Source organism: Scytonema millei VB511283, from assembly GCF_000817735.3.
Lineage (GTDB): Bacteria > Cyanobacteriota > Cyanobacteriia > Cyanobacteriales > Chroococcidiopsidaceae > Chroococcidiopsis > Chroococcidiopsis millei_B.
The window spans coordinates 156,930-174,292 of the sequence record NZ_JTJC03000017.1 but is presented as its reverse complement, the minus strand read 5'-3'; the positions used below and the strand labels follow the sequence as shown (position 1 = coordinate 174,292).

The window sequence follows — 17,363 nt, the reverse complement described above, 5'->3', positions numbered from 1 at the left end:
AGAATAAATACTCATGGGTTAGTACCAACTGCTGCGAACGTACAGAAAATGGATAGAAATATCGCCAGCGCCGCAAATATTAATATCAGCCATGTAGGGGTGCAGTACCGCACGCAGGAAGCACTACGCGATGTGAACTGTACGGTGCGTTCTGGAAGACTGACAGGAGTTTTTGGTCCTAATGGTGCGGGTAAAAGTACTTTAATCAAAGCAATGTTGGGGCTGGTTCCTTTGTCTACTGGTAACGTGCTATACCAGGGAAAGCCGTTGGTGCAGCAGTTGGAAAAAGTTGCATACGTTCCCCAGCGATCGCAGATTGACTGGACTTATCCTGCTACGGTGTGGGATGTGGTGATGATGGGTAGAGTCAAGAAAACGGGTTTATTCCAGCGTTTCTCTACTGTCAGTCGTAAAGTCGCCCAATCTGCATTAGAACGGGTGGGAATGGACGCATATAAAAATCGCCCCATCGGACAGCTATCGGGAGGACAGCAGCAACGAGTGTTTTTGGCACGGGCTTTGACTCAAGAAGCAGAAATATTTTGCTTTGACGAACCATTGGTGGGGATCGATCAAAAAACCCAAACTGTCATTTTCGATGTTTTCCACGAATTAGCCCAAGCTGGAAAAATCGTATTAGTTGTGAATCACGACTTGGGAGAATCGATTCGGCACTTTGACGATTTGATTTTGCTCAATCGCGAGATAATTGCTACAGGCGATCGCGTTTCAGTGTTAACTGAAGATAATCTTTATCGTGCCTACAGTGGTAAGGTAATGTATTTTAGTGGAGCTGCTGCTTGATGCTTGAGGCACTGATTGAGCCATTGCAGTATGGGTTCATGCAGCGATCGCTTGTCGTCGCGATTCTTGTTGGTTTGTTGTGTGCTGTCGTCGGCAGTTACTTGATGGTACAACGCTTAGCTTTGTTGGGCGATGCCATCAGTCATTCTGTTTTACCAGGATTGGCGATCGCCTTTTTAGTTGGAGCAAATATTTTTGTTGGTGCATTTATTGCTGGGGTAATTAGTACGCTGCTGATTGCTTGGATACGCACGCGATCCCCAATTAAAGAAGATGCAGCGATGGGTATCGTTTTTTCAGCTTTTTTTGCACTAGGAATTACCTTAATTACGACGATTCAGAAGCAGAATAAAATCGATCTCAACCACTTTTTATTTGGCAACATTCTCGGCGTAACTTTTGACGATGTTCGGGACACGGCGATTATTGCCACAATAGTATTAATTATTGTTTTCCTCTTATATAAGGAACTCCTATTTTATACCTTCGATCCGCTAGGCGCTCAAGCTGCTGGCTTACCAGTAAATCAGCTGAATTTTGGCTTAATGTTATTAATTGCTTTAACAATTGTTGCCAGCATGAAAGCAGTCGGCGTAATTTTAGTATTATCCCTCCTCATTACACCTGGGGCGACAGCTTATTTACTCGTAACTCGCTTGCACCAAGTCATGATTTTAGGTGCGGCGATTGGGATTGTTTCTAGTATTAGCGGCATGTATCTCAGTTACTTTTTTAACTTACCATCCGGTCCCGCGATCGTCTTAGTTGTTTCGGGATTATTTGCCTTAGCTTTTTTATTCAGTCCCAATTACGGCGTTTTCATGCGCTGGCGACAGGTGAAAACCAAGCAGTTGAGTAATGAATAATCGTAGAGTCAATTCTATCGTTTGAATAACATATAATTTATAGGAGCGTACAGCTATGTGTCCCTACCTATGATATGTTCGTAATTGGTAATTGCTATACGAGCATTTTTTTATACTCTAGGTAAGATACATGGCTGATATTGTCGATATTGCTGTTGGTGCGGGTTCTTTCAATACTTTAGTAGCGGCAGTACAGGCAGCAGGGTTAGTAGACACTCTCAAAAGTCCTGGTCCCTTCACGGTGTTTGCACCCAACGACGAAGCTTTTGCTCAACTCCCACCTGGAACCATCCAAACTTTACTGCAAAATATCCCTCAACTGGCAAGAATTTTAACCTTTCACGTTGTTTCTGGTAAGTTGATGCAAGCTGATTTAGCAAAAGTTGATTCTGTCATTTCGGTAGAAGGTTCTCCCATTCCGATTAATTGTACAGATGGCTTTGAAGTCAAAAATGCCACAGTATTAGCACCGGATATTGAAGCTGATAACGGCGTGATTCATGTAATTAATCGCGTGATTTTAATGGGGTAATTTGTCATTGGTCATTTGTAGGGGCGGGTTTTGACCAAAATTTTGTGCCAAAGCCATTAATCTCTTTGCTAAACCCGCCCGTACTAGTCAGTGGTCATGGGTCATTTGTAGTAATCGATAGTTAGCTGTGATTAGTTTTGACTTTTGACTTTTGACTTTTGACTAAAGCGAAGCTTTAATATCTGCAACCAACTCATCAATTCTTTCCTTAGTCGTTCCCCAAGAACACATAAATCTTACACCACCAGCACCGATAAAAGTATAGAACTGCCAATTCTTGGCACGTAATTGATTAATGGTATGTTCTGATAGCTGTACGAACACGCCATTGACTTGCCTGGGAAATAGAATTTCTACACCATCAATATTTAAAAGTTGATTTTCTAAATATGCCGCACACTCATTAGCATGACGTGCATTTTTTAACCAAGCACCCGTTTCTAACAAACCTAGCCAAGGCGCGGAAATAAATCGCATTTTTGATGCTAATTGTCCTGCTTGCTTGCAGCGATAGGCAAAATCTTCTGCTAAGTCTTTATTAAAGAAGATAATTGCCTCACCCATTGCCGTACCATTTTTTGTCCCGCAAAAACACAAGACATCAACGCCATTTTTCCAGGTAATTTCGGCTGGAGTTTTATTCATCGCCACGACAGCATTAGCAAAGCGTGCGCCATCCATATGAATTTTTAAGTTGTATTTTTGAGCAACTACTTTAATTGCTAAAAGTTCGTCAATAGAGTATAAAGTTCCTAGTTCTGTGGCTTGCGTTAAGCTGATAACTTTAGGTTTGGGAAAGTGAATATCCGCACGTTTGCTGACAATCGCCTCTACTGACGCTGGGTTTAACTTACCCATTTCGCCTCTGGCTAGTAATAACTTAGAACCGTTAGAAGCAAATTCTGGCGCACCGCATTCATCAGTTTCAATATGTGCAACTTCGTGACAAATGACACTATGGTAAGACTGACAAAGTGCAGCTAAAGATAGAGAGTTGGCAGCTGTACCGTTAAACACAAAAAAGACTTCGCAGTCAGTTTCAAAGATTTGCCGAAAATAATCTGAGGCTTTTTGCGTCCATTCATCATTACCGTATGCAGGCGAACTTCCTGAATTAGCTTTGAGCATATATTCTAAAGCTTCTGGACAAATTCCAGAGTAGTTATCGCTGGCGAATTGTTCTGGATTGTTCATCATAGTTCCTATTGGAGAATTTATAAAATAAATTTACCTGCGATATTTCCATCAAAATTGGAAGGAGGTAAAACAAAGCAATCAAAGGACTTTTGAAAAAACTAGGAGTGAATTCAAATATATAATCTATGTAAGGATAACTTACGGGTAGGTGAAGAAATAACATCAATTGATGTATTACTACTAAACATAATATAAGTAGCAAACCAAGGTTAAGATCGCGACAAATAGACACAAGCATTTCTGAACTATTGTCGAAAGTGTGGTATAAGGTCAAATTCTAGCAATTCTGAATAAAACTTGCTATCGATCGCTACTGAGTCATTTGCTGTATGGCGAGAAATAGAGACGGGGGTAAATGAACGTATTTTCGTATCAAATTCAACAATTTAGTAGTACGAGCTTGAGCAGTTTGTTAGAATATTCAGCTGAAGCCAATGGAAGTAAATGTTCATCGCGATCGCATCAGAGTCTATCCTCCGAAGATAGTTATGTACCAAACACAGCTTTACCACTCACCTGAAGAATATCTGGCATTAGAAATAGATGCAGAGTATAAAAGTGAATATCATAATGGTCAAATAGTGCCGATGGCTGGTGGAACGCCAAATCACAATCAAATTGCAGGGAACTTGTATGCAGCACTTAATTTTGCCTTAAAAAGACAACCATATCGAGTATTTATAGGTGATATGCGCCTGTGGATACCTCAACAGCGATTCTACACTTATCCCGATGTTATGGTAGTCTCAGATCAGTTGCAGTTTGTCGAAGGTCGGAAAGATACAATTACTAATCCTTCACTCATTGTTGAGGTATTATCTGAATCGACCGAAAACTACGATCGCGGCGAGAAATTTAGACTTTATCGCACTATTCCCTCTTTTCAAGAGTATATATTAATTGAACAATCAGAAATGCACATTGAGCAGTATTCAAAAACCGCAAGCTCACAAACTGCAACAAGTCAATGGCTTTTTTCTGAGTATGATGGAGAAACAGCAACGTTAGCTTTAACTACGATTCAATTTCAAATTTCGCTATCAGATATTTATGATAAAGTTGAGTTCGATGTAGAAGAGTAAGTACATCGATCGCAATGTGCGCAACCTGAAGATGGTAATTCTTGACTGAAACCAAAACATTTTAACAAATATTGCCAGCGACACTGTTTCGTTGTGAGATACTGAGTCATCTGCTGTACTGCGAGAAATTGTTTAGGTGGTTGTAGTTTAATTGGTTGACGGATCGTGTAATAAAATGGATCTTGCCAGTCTAACAAATTGGCACTGTGGAGGAGAGATAACGCAATCGCACCATCAGAAAATTTGCGTGCTACAGCCTCTACTTCTCCTTTAACTGGAAGTTTTTTGGCTAATTGTTGTGCTGCTAAATATTGCGATCGCATTTTATTTTCAAAAAACTGCTGACGCTGTTTATCTTCTGAATCTAACCATCCTGTAGGTTCGCTAATTAACGTTAATGCGACACTTGGTTTCCCATCTCTACCAGCACGTCCAACTTCCTGCACGTATTCTGATAATAATAAGGGAGAGTGGAAATGTACTACCCATCTGACATTGGGTTTATTGATTCCCATGCCAAAAGCACTGGTACAGACAACAAATTGCATTTCTCCACTCAACCAACTAGCCTCAATTCTACGGCGTTCTTCTGGACTCAAACCTGCATGATAAGCCGCAGTCACATATCCTCGTTGTGTCATCCATTCTGCTAAACTTTCGCTATCGCGGCGGGTACGCACGTAAACTAACCCAGCTTCCCCCTGTTGTGACTGAATAAAATTCGCTAATTGTTGTTTTCGTCCTTTAGGTGTCCAAACTATTTTTACCTGAAGATGCAGATTAGAACGGTAGGGATTTTGACGAAAAATTGTTGGTTGTTGTAGTTGTAAGACTTGCTGAATTGTCTGCTGAGTTGTCGGATTGGCAGTTGCAGTAAAGGCAGCGATCGCGATTTTTGTTCCAACTGGTTTAGACTGAAGTAAAGCCGATCTCACTGTCCCCAAACGGCGATAAGCTGGACGAAATGTATCTCCCCATTGAGATAAGCAATGAGCTTCGTCTAAGATTAAAGTATTAATGTGTAATTGTGGTTGAGAAAGCCTTTCCCAGATCGGTTTACTAAGTAAAGTTTCTGGTGATAAATAAAGTAATTTTAACTGTTGCCGTTCTAATTGTTGTAGAGTTTTGAAACGGCTATCTTTTGGTAGTTCACTGTGTAATAAAGCAGCAGGAAGATGGCGATCGCATAATTCTTTGACTTGGTTTTCCATCAACGCTACTAGAGGAGAAACGACTATAGTTAAACCTGTTTGTAGTAGCGCTGGAAGTTGAAAACAAATTGACTTACCTCCACCCGTAGGCATAATTATCAAAGCATCTTGCCCTGATAATATACTACGAATAATTTCCCCTTGGGGTGGACGAAAATCTGAATATCCCCAGATTTGTTGTAACTTAGAGTGAATATGCTGTTCAGATTCAGAGTCATTCATTGGGAGTGAGCAATTTTTTGACTCTGAATATAACTGTTAATTAGTGAGGAAGCGATCGGTAATTTCACTGTAGAGACATTACATATAACGTCTCTACATTTCTAAGGAATATTGGAAATATCTTTAGCCCCCCTTAAAAAGGGGGGTTGGGGGGATCTCAACCACCTACTGCGATCGCCTCCTTACTCAATTTCTCATGAGCAGCCAAAATGACTTCCTCAGTTTCTTCCCAACCGATACATTGATCTGTCACCGAAATACCATATTTCAATTTTGACAAATCGCAAGGAATAGACTGATGACCTTCATATAAATGAGATTCTAACATCATCCCTAGAATTGATGTATTTCCCTCTACAACTTGCGCGATCGCATCGTTAAAAGCTACAGTTTGTAATTTGTAGTTTTTATTCGAGTTACCGTGGCTGCAATCGATAACAATTCGTGGAGGTAAACCTGCCTCTTTTAACTTTTCTTCTACTTTCTTAACGTGGGCAGTATCGTAATTAGGCTTGCCACCACCACCGCGTAAAATAATATGACCGTAAGCGTTTCCTTTAGTTTTAAAAACGCTCACTCTTCCTCTTTGATCGATACCTAGAAAATTATGAGGTGTACTTGCTGCATGGAGGGCATTGAGAGCAACTTGAATTCCACCATCAGTCCCATTCTTAAATCCTACTGGCATCGATAGCCCGCTAGCAATTTCTCGGTGAGTTTGCGATTCAGTTGTTCTCGCACCGATCGCCGCCCAGGACATGAGTTCGCTAATATACTGCGGTACGATTGGATCGAGTGCCTCTGTTGCCGCAGGAATGCCCATTTCTGCCAGCTTTAATGATAGACTACGTGCTAAATGCAGACCTTTTTCAATATGGAAAGAATCATCCATATCGGGGTCGTTAATCAATCCTTTCCATCCTACTGTCGTGCGGGGTTTCTCAAAATACACGCGCATAATCAGTAGTAATTTATCTTGAACTTTGTCTGCTAAATTCTTCAATCTCCTCGCATACTCTTCTGCTGCTGCGACATCATGAATAGAACAGGGACCAACTACAATAAACTTTCTATTATCTATACCATCTAATATATTTTCTAATTCTTTCCGAAAGCGGAGAACAGTTTTTTCTGCTTTTTCCGTTAAGGGTAACTTCGTTTTTAGTTCTTTCGGAGTTATTAAGATATGTGAATTATCAATACGGATATCGGCAATACGATCGTGCATAGTAAAGATTACCTATTTTGAAGAACGACTACAGATAAAACCAATATTCAGTATAGTATTTTCTAAATAGAGGCAGATGAAACAATTTGACAGAAAAATTCCCCTAAGCGTTCTAGATGGTCTAAAAAAGACTACACCAGGCGCGATCGCGATTTCCACATCGTTGTCATGACCTGTCATAAACCTAAACAGTAGCGCACGGCTGCCTCTACTTGTAGCATCTTTGCTTCTGAAAGCTGACCAGATGGTTCGCTAGAAAAACGCTTGGGATCTAAAGAACGGATTTGAAAACACAGAAACACTGTTTCCATCGGCAGTCCGCTCTCGTCAGGGGAAACGCGCACATTGGTCAAGTAGTCGCGGCGAATATTAGCTCCTTTTGTGCCAATAACCACAGTTATTACTAGAGGCAACCTGTTAATCTCATTAACAGATAGTACTAATATGGGTCTTTCTCCTGCCTTTTCTCTTCCCTGGACTGGGTTAAGGTTGACAAAGTAAATCTGTCCCCGCTCAATACTCACAAACTTGTCAATCCGTCCATTTCAGTCATAGCAAATTCCTTGTTAATGGCGACAAGTTCAGCTTCGATCTGTGGATCGCAAGCCATAGCAGACAATTCTTCTAGCCTGTTTTGATGATTTGAGGGTTGTGTAGTGGAATTTGTCTGTTCTCGTAAGTGACGGGCAATTCGCTCCAACAGCCACAACTGTTCTTCAGGTGGCAAAGCATAGATCGAGCGCTCAATTTCCAGCAAAGTGAGTGAAACCATTCCGTATCTGTTCGAGTGAGCGTACCTAGCAAAGCCATTATATCTATATGACGAGTGCATTAACTCAACGTCGGATCTCAAACTTGTGTAACCCTTCTGGTGTCTCGTACTCAACCGCCACGTCTTTAACAACAGCAGGCGGGTTTCCCTGACGACACCACGCGATCGCCTCTGCTACCAATTCTCTCGTTCCTTCAAATACGGCTTCTACTCTCCCATCAGGTAGATTGCGTACCCAGCCATGCAACCCCATCTCAACAGCCATCTGGGCAGTTGACATGCGGTAGCCCACTCCTTGGACTCTACCAGAAACGAATACATGGGCGCGAAGTCGATCTTGCATTAGAAAGTCAAAAGTGAAAAGTCAAAAGTCAAAAAGCTGAGACACAGTATATCTGATGCTGGTTAATTGCATGGTGCAAAATTAGATATGCAATAGTTTAGAGCGACAAAAATGGCGCTAACTGGGAAGCTAACGCCAAACGAAGCCTTACTTGGTTCATTCTAAGCAAAAATGGTGCTGCAATCTAGCTCAAGACGACGGTTTTAGTCATCATCGTCATCGTCGTCATCATCATCATCGTCATCGCGTTTACGGCTTCTATACCTGCGATCGTCATCGTCATCATCGTCGTCTCTATATCTGCGATCGTCATCGCCATCGCGGCTTCTATACCTGCGATCGTCATCATCACCGTCGTCTCTATATCTGCGATCGTCATCGCCATCGCGACGATCTTGCGGAAAACCAGGAATATTTTTGAGAAAATCGCCTATCTCCATAATAACTCCTTGGGAGATCGATTAAGAGTATTTTCTAACAACTTGTCTCGATCGAATCAAAAGAATTTTTAACGACAAAGCGACAGATTCATCGATTTGGACTTATAGAGATAAGACTTATAAATAGAGAGGATGTATTCGTATATCTTACTCATATTTAACTTATGAATCTCAAGCGTAGTGCAGAAATTATCCGCCCTCCTAAAAAACATCTATTGCTTGTGGTGAAAAGGCTTGTGGGTGTTGGAGTTGATTGGCAAATTTCCTTTTTTATATTTACAAATTGCGCAAAGTAACAACAAGCCTATATCTTAGAGTAGATTTTTGAATTCAACCGTTTGGCTTAATCTGTAATCTATCTTAATAAATAGATTAAATCCCTTTTTCTCCTGATAAAGGGCTGCAATCCTATGTCTAAAAACTATCTTGGTTCGTCGAAGAAAAGTTTGCGATCGCTCGACCGACTCAATTTTTTCCTTGCTGACGTGCGGGATGGAGTCGGTCCATACTTAGCCATCTACTTGCAAGCTTCCCATAAATGGAATCCAGCCAATATCGGCATTGCCATGTCTGCTATGGGAATTGCAACAGTTGTCGCCCAAACCCCAGCAGGTGCTGTGGTCGATCGCCTGCGACAAAAACGCTTGTTAGTTGTGGTGGCGGCTGGCTGTGCTAGTTGCGGTAGGTTGCATCGGCATGGTGCTGTCACCAACACTACCTACAGTCGTCTCGGCACAAGCTTTAATTGGTGTAGCAGCCGCCATTTTTCCCCCAGCTATAGCAGCAATTACGCTAGGAATCGTCGGATATAACAAACTAGACCATCGGATCGGTCGCAACGAGGCTTTCAATCATGCTGGAAATGTTGCTGCGGCAGCTTTGGCGGGTACTATTGGTCATTTCGTCGCCAGAGAAGGAATCTTTGTTCTCGTCGCAGTCATGGCGATCGCGAGTGCAATTTCCCTACTCCAAATTCGCAATCGAGACATCGATCCCGACTTGGCAAGGGCTGCAAAAGATAGGCAAGATGAAGAGGGACAGGAAAAGCGATCGCATATTTCTGGCATCGGTCAAATCTTAAGGGATCGTCGCATCCTAATCTTTGCCGTTTCTGCCGTGCTATTTCACTTTGCTAACGCAGCGATGTTACCCCTTGTCGGACAAAGACTTGCAGACGGTAAGGCTACAGGGGCTTCTTTATATATGTCTGCTTGCATCATTGTGGCGCAGTTGGTAATGATTCCCGTGTCGGCTTGGGCAGGAAGTTTAGCCCACGCAGGACGCAAACCAGTCTTCTTGTTAGGCTTTGCTATTTTGCCAATTCGGGGCGTACTCTACACCTTTAGCGATAATCCCTTTTTTCTCGTCTCCGTACAAATTTTAGATGGAATTGGCGCTGGTATCTTTGGAGTCCTATCTGTGTTGATAGTTGCAGATTTAACTAAAGGGACTGGTCGTTTTAACCTGACTCAAGGTGCAATTAGTACTGCTGTAGGAATTGGGGCTTCCCTGAGTAATTTACTTACGGGTTTTGTAGTGCAAGAGGCGGGGTACAATGCAGGTTTCCTCACCTTAGCAGCGATCGCCACTGTTGCCCTCGCCTGCTTTTGGTTACTAATGCCAGAGACAAATAGCCTTCAACAGGAAAGGATGGGGCGATCGCTAGTTGGTTGATAATTAATCATCATCGTCATCGTCATCGCGATCGCGGGATCGATATTCCCGATCCTCGTCATCGTCATCGCGACTGCGACTTCTATACTCTCGATCGTCATCGTCATCGCCGCGATCGCGCCTCCTGTATTTGCGATCGTTGTCGTCTTCATCCTCTTCGTCGTACCGATCTCTATATTCTCGTTCTTCTTCTACCCGCGAACGATATCTATACTCGCGATCGTCGTCCTCATCTTCGTCACGATGGCGATATCTGCGATCGTCGTCGTCATTGCGATCGCGATGATCTCGATCGTCATCTCGTCTGCGATCGCCTACACCAGGAATGTTTTTAAAAAAATCGCCTATACCCATAATCTGTCTCCTAACGGTCGGGCAAGATTTTTTTACTGAATTATTCCGTAGTCTGTCACAGAAGTTTTGATTGCCATCTCCTCCAACAGTTATAAATAGCGATCGGTAAATGGAATGAGATCGAACGGCGAGAAGAGTTAACTACCAACTACCAACTACCAACTACCAACTACCAACTACCCCAATACATCCTGTTTATCGGCAAAAGATTCTTGCTTGGCAGAAATACTAGGATCTTCGCTTAAATCTTGTCGATCGCTCAATTTTTCCCTAAACTCATTAATCGTACCTCCATGTAGAAGGATATTAATTTGACGCGGGCTAATGCTATGAGTCATTTCATAAACAAGGTTTTTTGTCTTGTTTTTCGCCACAATTGGTTGTCCAGCAGTTAAGGCATCGCGCATTCCTACAATTTCAATTTCATCATCGCGATCGATAGTATTGTAATCATCAGGATTGACAAATTCTAGCGGCATAATGCCGAAATTAACTAAATTTTGCCACCCAATTCGAGCGTAAGACTTAGCTAACACCGCTACTTGTCCTAAATATTTGGGTGCGATCGCGGCGTGTTCTCGACTCGAACCTTGGGCGTAGTTGTCGCCTGCAACAATGACATGACCGCTATATTCTTTCTGAGCAACTTTAGCTCGCTCCGCAAAAGTTTCATCTACCATATAGTAGACAAACTGACTAATTCCAGGAATATTACTACGAAATGGTAAAACTCGCGCCCCTGCTGGCATAATTTCATCTGTAGAAATATTGTTACCAACTTTAAGCAAAACGGGAGCAGTAACCCGATTGGGTAACTCTGGAAAATCTGGTAAAGATTTAATATTTGGTCCTTTTTCTAACTGAATTTGGCTTCCATCTGTAGGAGGTGGAACGAGCATTTCTGTATTAATCATCTCTTTTTCTGGGGCAACAAATTGGGGATAATTCATGCCGTAGATTTGTTCTAAATCTCGCGGATCTGTAATTACCCCCGTCAAAGCCGCTGCTGCTGCTGTTTCAGGGCTACACAAATATACTTTGTCGTCAGCAGTTCCAGATCGCCCAGGAAAATTGCGGGGAAACGTGCGTAAAGAAATTTGATTCGAGGCGGGGGCTTGTCCCATACCGATACAACCGAGACAACCCGCTTGATGAAACCGCGCCCCAGCGTGGATCAGATCTAAGAAAGCCGTTCCCATCGCAGCCAAATTCTCGATTCCCTGGCGCGAGGTAGGATTAACGTCAAAGGAAACGCGATCGCTTGCTGCTTTACCTTTGACAATTTGACTCACAATCCAAAAATCTCGTATGCCTGGATTTGCGGAAGAACCAATTACCACTTGCTGTACCGATCTGCCTTGCACGTCTCGCACGGGGACAACATTCCCAGGACTGCTGGGACAAGCAATTAAAGGGACTAATTCAGATAAATTAATTTCGTCATGAAGGTCGTATTCTGCGGCAGCATCGGCGATTAGTTCTACCCAATCTTCACCCCGTCCTTGGGAAGCTAAAAACCGTTTTACCTCGGCATCGGATGGAAATACCGTCGTTGTCGCCCCCATCTCCGTACCCATGTTGGCAATAACGTGCCGATCCATTGCACTCAAGTTTTCCAGCCCCGATCCGTAGTACTCGATAATTGTATTGCGACAGCCGTGGACATCGTAGCGCCGCAGCATCTCCAGCACGACATCTTTGGCGCTTACCCAGTCAGGCAACTGTCCAGTTAGTTTCACGCCCAAGACTTTCGGCATTTTGAGATACATCGGTTCCCCTGCCATCGCCATTGCTACATCAATTCCACCCGCGCCAAAAGCTAACATTCCCAAAGAACCAGCGGCGGGGGTGTGGCTGTCGGAACCGATCAGAGTTTTCCCAGGAATACCGAATCGTTCCATGTGGACGGGATGACTGACACCGTTTCCAGGGCGACTGTACCAAATACCAAATCGCTGACAGGCAGAACGCAGAAATAAATGATCGTCGGCGTTTTTATAATCTGTCTGTAATAAATTGTGATCTACATATTGGGCGGAAAGTTCGGTTTTAACGCGATCGATTCCCAAAGCTTCCAACTCCAACATTACCATCGTACCCGTAGCATCTTGGGTCAGAGACTGATCGATTTTGATTCCAATCTCCTGCCCTGGAATCATTTTTCCCGAGACTAAATGAGACTGGATCAGCTTTTGAGTGACGTTCATTGGCATCATGGTTCCTGTGAAAAAGTCAAAAGTTAAAAGCTAAAAGTCAAAAATAAGAATAAAGTCAAAAGTTAAAAGCTAAAAGTCAAAAATAAGAGTTTTGTATTTTATAATACTTTTGTTAGCTAGAAGGGCAAAATATAAAGATCGCTTTTCCTTTCTGCCTTCTACCATCTGCCTTATCACCTATCTCTTTTAGCAGCTACAACTATTAACCTATGCAAAGCTAGATTTAGGCGATCGCGCATCTTCTCAAGGTAAGATTTTCGGCAATTTCCGATCTTTTCGGTCGGCTATATGTTGTAGTTACGATATTAATTTATGCAGTCATATCGCTACAGTTCGATAGGCTAGTAACGCAAAATTCGGCGCAGATCGTGTTAACTATGATACATTTACTCGATCGCGATCGCCCTGAGAATAATTTCAACCTTTTATTAGCCTGAGTATGAGTAGCACGTCAGAAGAACAGCAAGTCGTAGCGCGATCGCCAGTGAGTGAAGATTATCCCCTGAGTGCTGTCCCTATATCAGCACGCAAATCAATTTGGTCTTTAGCTCCCTTGCTGATGGGTTTTACCTTATACTCAGGTACGCTATTTGCTGGGGGTAGGGTAGGTCCATCGTTTCGATTTTTCCCCGATCTCGTCTCGCTGATTGTTGTCGGTAATTTAATTTTAGGCATTTATGCGAGTCTACTGGCTTATATTTCAGCCAAGACGGGACTGAGTACGGTTTTGATGTCGCGCTTCAGCTTTGGCAATGTGGGTTCTCGTTGGGTCGATTTTCTGCTTGGTTTTACCCAAATTGGCTGGTATGCTTGGGGATCGGCACTAATGGCAGAGTTAGCAAATAAGCTTTTAGGCGTTCCGGCTGGCTGGAATTGGCTGATTATTCTATTTTTTACTTATTTCTTCTGTTCTACAGCGTATATTGGCTATCGAGCAATGGACTGGCTGAGTCGAATTGCCGTCCCAGCAATGTTAATTTTAATGGTTTGGAGTTTGGCGATCGCCGCGACAAAGGTAGGAGGGTTTGCAGGGTTGCAGGCGATCGTCCCTAAAGAACCAATGCCAATTGGTGAAGCCATTACTATTATTGTCGGGACGTTTATTTCAGGCGGAACTCAAGCTACTAACTGGAGTCGATTTGCCAATTCAGGACGTACTGCATGGGTCAGCACCCTCACTGCCTTTTTCTTTGCCAACGGCTTACTCATATTTAGCGGTGCATTCTGCGCTCTGGTTTACGGTAATGAAGACATCGTACAAGTCATGGCGCAGCAAGGATTGCTATTTTGGGGTTTGGTGCTGTTGTTCTTGAATATGTGGACGACTCAAGACAACACCATCTATGCATTCTCCGTTGCAGGCGCGCATATGTTCCGTACTAACAAACGGACGGCTTTCGTTTTGGGTGGGGCGACTGTTGCTTTAGTATTAGCCTGGGGCGGAATTTACAATTTACTCGTACCCTACCTGATCTTACTAGGAACGTTTATTCCTCCCATTGGTGGGGTGATAATGGCAGATTACTGGCTGCATCACAAAGGACAGTTCCCTGCACTCGCCGAAAAACAACCTGCATTCAATTGGGCGGGAATTATTGCTTACGTGTTAGCAAGTGCAGTCGCCTACTTCTCTCCCGGTATCAAGCCCATTAATGGCATTATTGCAGCTGCGATCGCCTATTTTATTTTGAGTAAATTTCTGATTCCTAAAAATAACAGAGTGAATCAATGACTCTGATTAATTCCCCCTTTTTAAGGGGGGTTAGGGGGGATCTCAAGCTTCAAGTGCATAATTCTGATTAAATTTAAAATCTCTAATTGTCCTATGTCAAAAGAGTTGTTTACAAGATAAAATATTTGATTTTTTATATCCATAGTTATTCTCAGTTGAATGAGGTACATAGATCTGTAGGGGCGCACAGCCGTGCGTCCCTACGCATGTATTACACCTGCATGGAAAACGCTATATACGTAAATCTACGGAAAAATCTTAATAGCAAATTAACTTTAAATAAAGTTATCGGTAAAAACTCGCTTGGATATCTTGTATTACTCAAGTTAGCTTTTATTTGAATTTTAGTTTACTGAACCGTAGTATCTCAAAATCCTTAATAACTTTGTAAAGATTCGCGTTGTACTGAGAACTTATAACTTGGTATTTCAGGAATCTTTGCCCGAACTATTCTCTCTATTATTTTTGAGTTATGCAAGAGCGACTTATTGAAACCTCGGAAAATCTAGATTTAGATTTTTCAAAATTATGGTTAATTCTTAAACGCCGTTGGTTGCCTGGTACAGGCGTTTTCAGTATCATTCTAGGTTTGACAATTATAGCTGTATGCTTGCAGAAACCTGTTTATGAAGCAACTGGGAAACTGCTGATTAAGAAAAACGATCAAACGGCTGCTCTCACAGGTTTGGGGCAGGGAATTGGAGACTTGGAAGGCTTAAATCTTCAAAGTAATCCTGTCAATACAGAAATTGAAGTAGTACGTTCCATTCCTTTATTACAAAAAACTATAGCGGCGCTAAATCTCAAAGACGATCGCACAAATGAACCACTTAAGCCTGAAGATTTTATCGACAAGCTAAAGTTGAAAAATATTGGTGGCACTGACGTAATGCAGGTGACGTACAAGAGCATCAGTCCTGATGAAGCTGCTGCTGTCGTCAATAAATTGATGAACGTTTATTTAGAAAATAATATTCAAACTAATCGAGTAACGGCAACAGCAGCCGGAGATTTTATTGCTAAGCAAATTCCTGATGTTGAAGCTCGCGTGCGTCGTGCTGAAAGCGCTCTGCGCCGTTTTAAAGAAAAGAATCACCTAATTGCTTTAGAAGTAGAAGCACAAGGCGCAGTCACAGTTATCCAAACTTTAGAAGGACAAATCGCTCAGGTTCGAGCAGAATTGGCAGATGCTAATACTAAACTGGCAAAACTGCGGCAACAAGTCGGTATGGATGCAGATAATAGCTTAAACCTCAACGCGCTCAATCAGTCTCGTGGCGTGCAAAGAGTTTTAACAGAATATCAAAAAACGGAAGCCGAACTAGCACAACTGCGGACGCGCTATGCCGAAACCTATCCGGGGATCTCTAATCTCCAGCAAAAGAGAACAGCTCTCCAAGCCTTACTAAGCCAACGGATCGCCCAGGCTGTAGGAAAGGCGCGAGCCGTAGCTGATGGTAAATTACAAATCGGTGAAAGCAAACAGAAACTGACTGAAGCGTATATTCAATTAGAAGTAGAGCGTCTGGGTTTAGCGAGTCGTTTAGCGTCTATATCTGGTGAATATAAGCTTTACAAACAAAGAGCGAATATTCTGCCCAAATTAGAACAGCAACAACGGGAACTCGAAAGACAACTCAAAGCGGCTCAATCGACATATGAAATTCTGCTGCAAAAGCTGCAAGAGGTGAAGGTAGCAGAGAATCAAAATATGGGTAACGCTCGGATTATTGAATCTGCGTTAGCTCCCGAAAAAGCTTTGTTGCTTAAACCAGTGATGATTTTGGCAGCAGGGATATTGTTGAGCGTAATGTTATCAAGTGGCACAGTTGCAGTCTTAGAAGTTAAGGATATATCGGTTAAAACTCTGAAGGAAGCAAGAGAGTTATTTGGCTATACCTTTTTAGGAGCTATTCCTTCTCTGACCAAAAAAGCTGCTGTCGATGGAAAAAATGGGGAAACAGCTGCGATCGCCCTTCCAGTCAGAGATACTCCGCGTGCGCCGATCGCCGAAGCTTTTCGGATGCTTCAGGCTAATTTAAAATTTTCCAGTTCGGACAAATTGAAAGTAATTTTAGTCACGAGTTCTGTCCCTGGCGAAGGTAAATCTACGGTTTCTGCGAATTTAGGAGCGGCGATCGCTCAGTTAGGAAACAGAGTCTTAATTGTTGATGCAGACATGCGCCGTCCCAGACAACATCATATTTGGGAAAAGGCTAATACTGAGGGTTTGAGCGATGCGATCGTCGGTCAGGTAGATTACCAATTTGCAATCAAAGAAGTTCTACCTAAGTTACATATTCTCACCGCTGGCGCGACTCCTCCAAACCCCGTAGCACTACTCGATTCCGTGCAAATGACATCATTAATCGATAATTTTGCGAAATCGTTTGATTTTGTAATTATTGATGCTCCGCCTGTCTTAGTAGCTGCTGATGCTCTCATGTTGGGTAAGATGACAGATGGTTTATTGATGGTAGCAAGACCCGGTGTTGTGAGTTCTAATACTGCTGCTACTGCTAGAGATCTGTTGCAATCTTCCAGTCAGAAAGTTTTAGGTTTGGTTGTCAATGGCGTGATTTTGGAGAACGAATCTGATAGTTACTATTACTACGTCAAAGACTACTACATGGAAGAAGATTCTACTAGTCATCAGCGTTCTACAGCTAAGCGCAAGACATAACAGGAGC

At 42.6% G+C, this 17,363-nt stretch carries 17 protein-coding genes; 8 read left to right on the top strand and 9 right to left on the bottom strand.

From position 1 onward, the window contains the following. Nucleotides 1–48 precede the first annotated feature (48 nt). From QH73_RS26380 to QH73_RS26370, 3 genes are all read left to right on the top strand, one after another. Nucleotides 49–804 carry a metal ABC transporter ATP-binding protein gene (locus tag QH73_RS26380; protein WP_132867322.1) on the top strand — a complete coding sequence of 252 codons (756 nt, stop codon included), beginning with the start codon at nt 49–51 and terminating at the stop codon, nt 802–804. Further along, nucleotides 804–1,670 (top strand): metal ABC transporter permease, encoded by an 867-nt coding sequence (locus QH73_RS26375; RefSeq protein ID WP_039713748.1) that lies wholly within the window; start codon nt 804–806, stop codon nt 1,668–1,670. Before QH73_RS26380 ends, QH73_RS26375 begins: the two co-directional genes overlap by 1 nt. 130 nt (nt 1,671–1,800) lie before the next feature. Then, nucleotides 1,801–2,202: a fasciclin domain-containing protein gene (locus QH73_RS26370; protein WP_015156623.1), complete on the top strand. Its 402-nt coding sequence runs from the start codon at nt 1,801–1,803 to the stop codon at nt 2,200–2,202. Between the two features lie 162 nt (nt 2,203–2,364). Here QH73_RS26370 and QH73_RS26365 read toward each other — a convergent pair whose 3' ends face one another. Next, the gene (locus QH73_RS26365) at nt 2,365–3,399 is read right to left on the bottom strand and encodes a threonine aldolase family protein (protein WP_039713749.1); all 1,035 of its coding nucleotides are present in this window, start codon (nt 3,397–3,399) and stop codon (nt 2,365–2,367) included. A gap of 434 nt (nt 3,400–3,833) precedes the next feature. Here QH73_RS26365 and QH73_RS26360 point away from each other — a divergent pair, with 434 nt between their 5' ends. Then, nucleotides 3,834–4,481, top strand: a complete 648-nt coding sequence (locus tag QH73_RS26360) for a Uma2 family endonuclease (RefSeq protein WP_201278357.1) — start codon at nt 3,834–3,836, stop codon at nt 4,479–4,481. Here QH73_RS26360 and QH73_RS26355 read toward each other — a convergent pair. The 6 genes from QH73_RS26355 to QH73_RS26330 form a co-directional block, all read right to left on the bottom strand. Next, nucleotides 4,448–5,914, bottom strand: a complete 1,467-nt coding sequence (locus QH73_RS26355) for a RecQ family ATP-dependent DNA helicase (RefSeq protein ID WP_039713750.1) — start codon at nt 5,912–5,914, stop codon at nt 4,448–4,450. The two genes, QH73_RS26360 and QH73_RS26355, sit on opposite strands and share 34 nt — an antisense overlap. A gap of 157 nt (nt 5,915–6,071) precedes the next feature. Next, nucleotides 6,072–7,142 carry a 3-deoxy-7-phosphoheptulonate synthase gene (locus tag QH73_RS26350; protein WP_039713751.1) on the bottom strand — a complete coding sequence of 357 codons (1,071 nt, stop codon included), beginning with the start codon at nt 7,140–7,142 and terminating at the stop codon, nt 6,072–6,074. Between the two features lie 176 nt (nt 7,143–7,318). Further along, nucleotides 7,319–7,666: a type II toxin-antitoxin system PemK/MazF family toxin gene (locus QH73_RS26345; protein ID WP_039713752.1), complete on the bottom strand. Its 348-nt coding sequence runs from the start codon at nt 7,664–7,666 to the stop codon at nt 7,319–7,321. Continuing rightward, complete coding sequence (locus QH73_RS26340; RefSeq protein ID WP_039713753.1) at nt 7,663–7,914, bottom strand: hypothetical protein; 252 nt, start codon at nt 7,912–7,914, stop codon at nt 7,663–7,665. Before QH73_RS26340 ends, QH73_RS26345 begins: the two co-directional genes overlap by 4 nt. A 64-nt stretch (nt 7,915–7,978) precedes the next feature. After that, complete coding sequence (locus tag QH73_RS26335; protein WP_039713754.1) at nt 7,979–8,257, bottom strand: acylphosphatase; 279 nt, start codon at nt 8,255–8,257, stop codon at nt 7,979–7,981. Between the two features lie 203 nt (nt 8,258–8,460). Further along, nucleotides 8,461–8,697, bottom strand: coding sequence for a hypothetical protein (locus QH73_RS26330; RefSeq protein ID WP_132867260.1), 237 nt, complete (start codon nt 8,695–8,697; stop codon nt 8,461–8,463). 410 nt (nt 8,698–9,107) lie between these two features. Between QH73_RS26330 and QH73_RS28510 the strand changes: the two genes are divergently transcribed. Both QH73_RS28510 and QH73_RS26325 read left to right on the top strand, forming a co-directional pair. Continuing rightward, nucleotides 9,108–9,509 (top strand): MFS transporter, encoded by a 402-nt coding sequence (locus tag QH73_RS28510; RefSeq protein ID WP_236147186.1) that lies wholly within the window; start codon nt 9,108–9,110, stop codon nt 9,507–9,509. Next, nucleotides 9,394–10,371: an MFS transporter gene (locus tag QH73_RS26325; RefSeq protein WP_236147185.1), complete on the top strand. Its 978-nt coding sequence runs from the start codon at nt 9,394–9,396 to the stop codon at nt 10,369–10,371. Before QH73_RS28510 ends, QH73_RS26325 begins: the two co-directional genes overlap by 116 nt. A 3-nt stretch (nt 10,372–10,374) precedes the next feature. Here the strand turns inward: QH73_RS26325 and QH73_RS26320 are convergent, their stop codons facing one another. Both QH73_RS26320 and QH73_RS26315 read right to left on the bottom strand, forming a co-directional pair. Continuing rightward, the gene (locus tag QH73_RS26320; protein WP_039713756.1) at nt 10,375–10,725 is read right to left on the bottom strand and encodes a hypothetical protein; all 351 of its coding nucleotides are present in this window, start codon (nt 10,723–10,725) and stop codon (nt 10,375–10,377) included. A 176-nt stretch (nt 10,726–10,901) separates the two neighbouring features. After that, nucleotides 10,902–12,941 (bottom strand): aconitate hydratase, encoded by a 2,040-nt coding sequence (locus QH73_RS26315; RefSeq protein ID WP_201278356.1) that lies wholly within the window; start codon nt 12,939–12,941, stop codon nt 10,902–10,904. Nucleotides 12,942–13,380: 439 nt separating this feature from the next. Between QH73_RS26315 and codB the strand changes: the two genes are divergently transcribed. Both codB and QH73_RS26305 read left to right on the top strand, forming a co-directional pair. Next, nucleotides 13,381–14,673: a cytosine permease gene (gene codB, locus QH73_RS26310; RefSeq protein WP_039713757.1), complete on the top strand. Its 1,293-nt coding sequence runs from the start codon at nt 13,381–13,383 to the stop codon at nt 14,671–14,673. A gap of 472 nt (nt 14,674–15,145) precedes the next feature. Continuing rightward, entirely contained in the window at nt 15,146–17,356 is a 2,211-nt protein-coding gene (locus QH73_RS26305) for a GumC family protein (RefSeq protein ID WP_052289790.1), read from the top strand. Nucleotides 17,357–17,363: the final 7 nt, after the last annotated feature.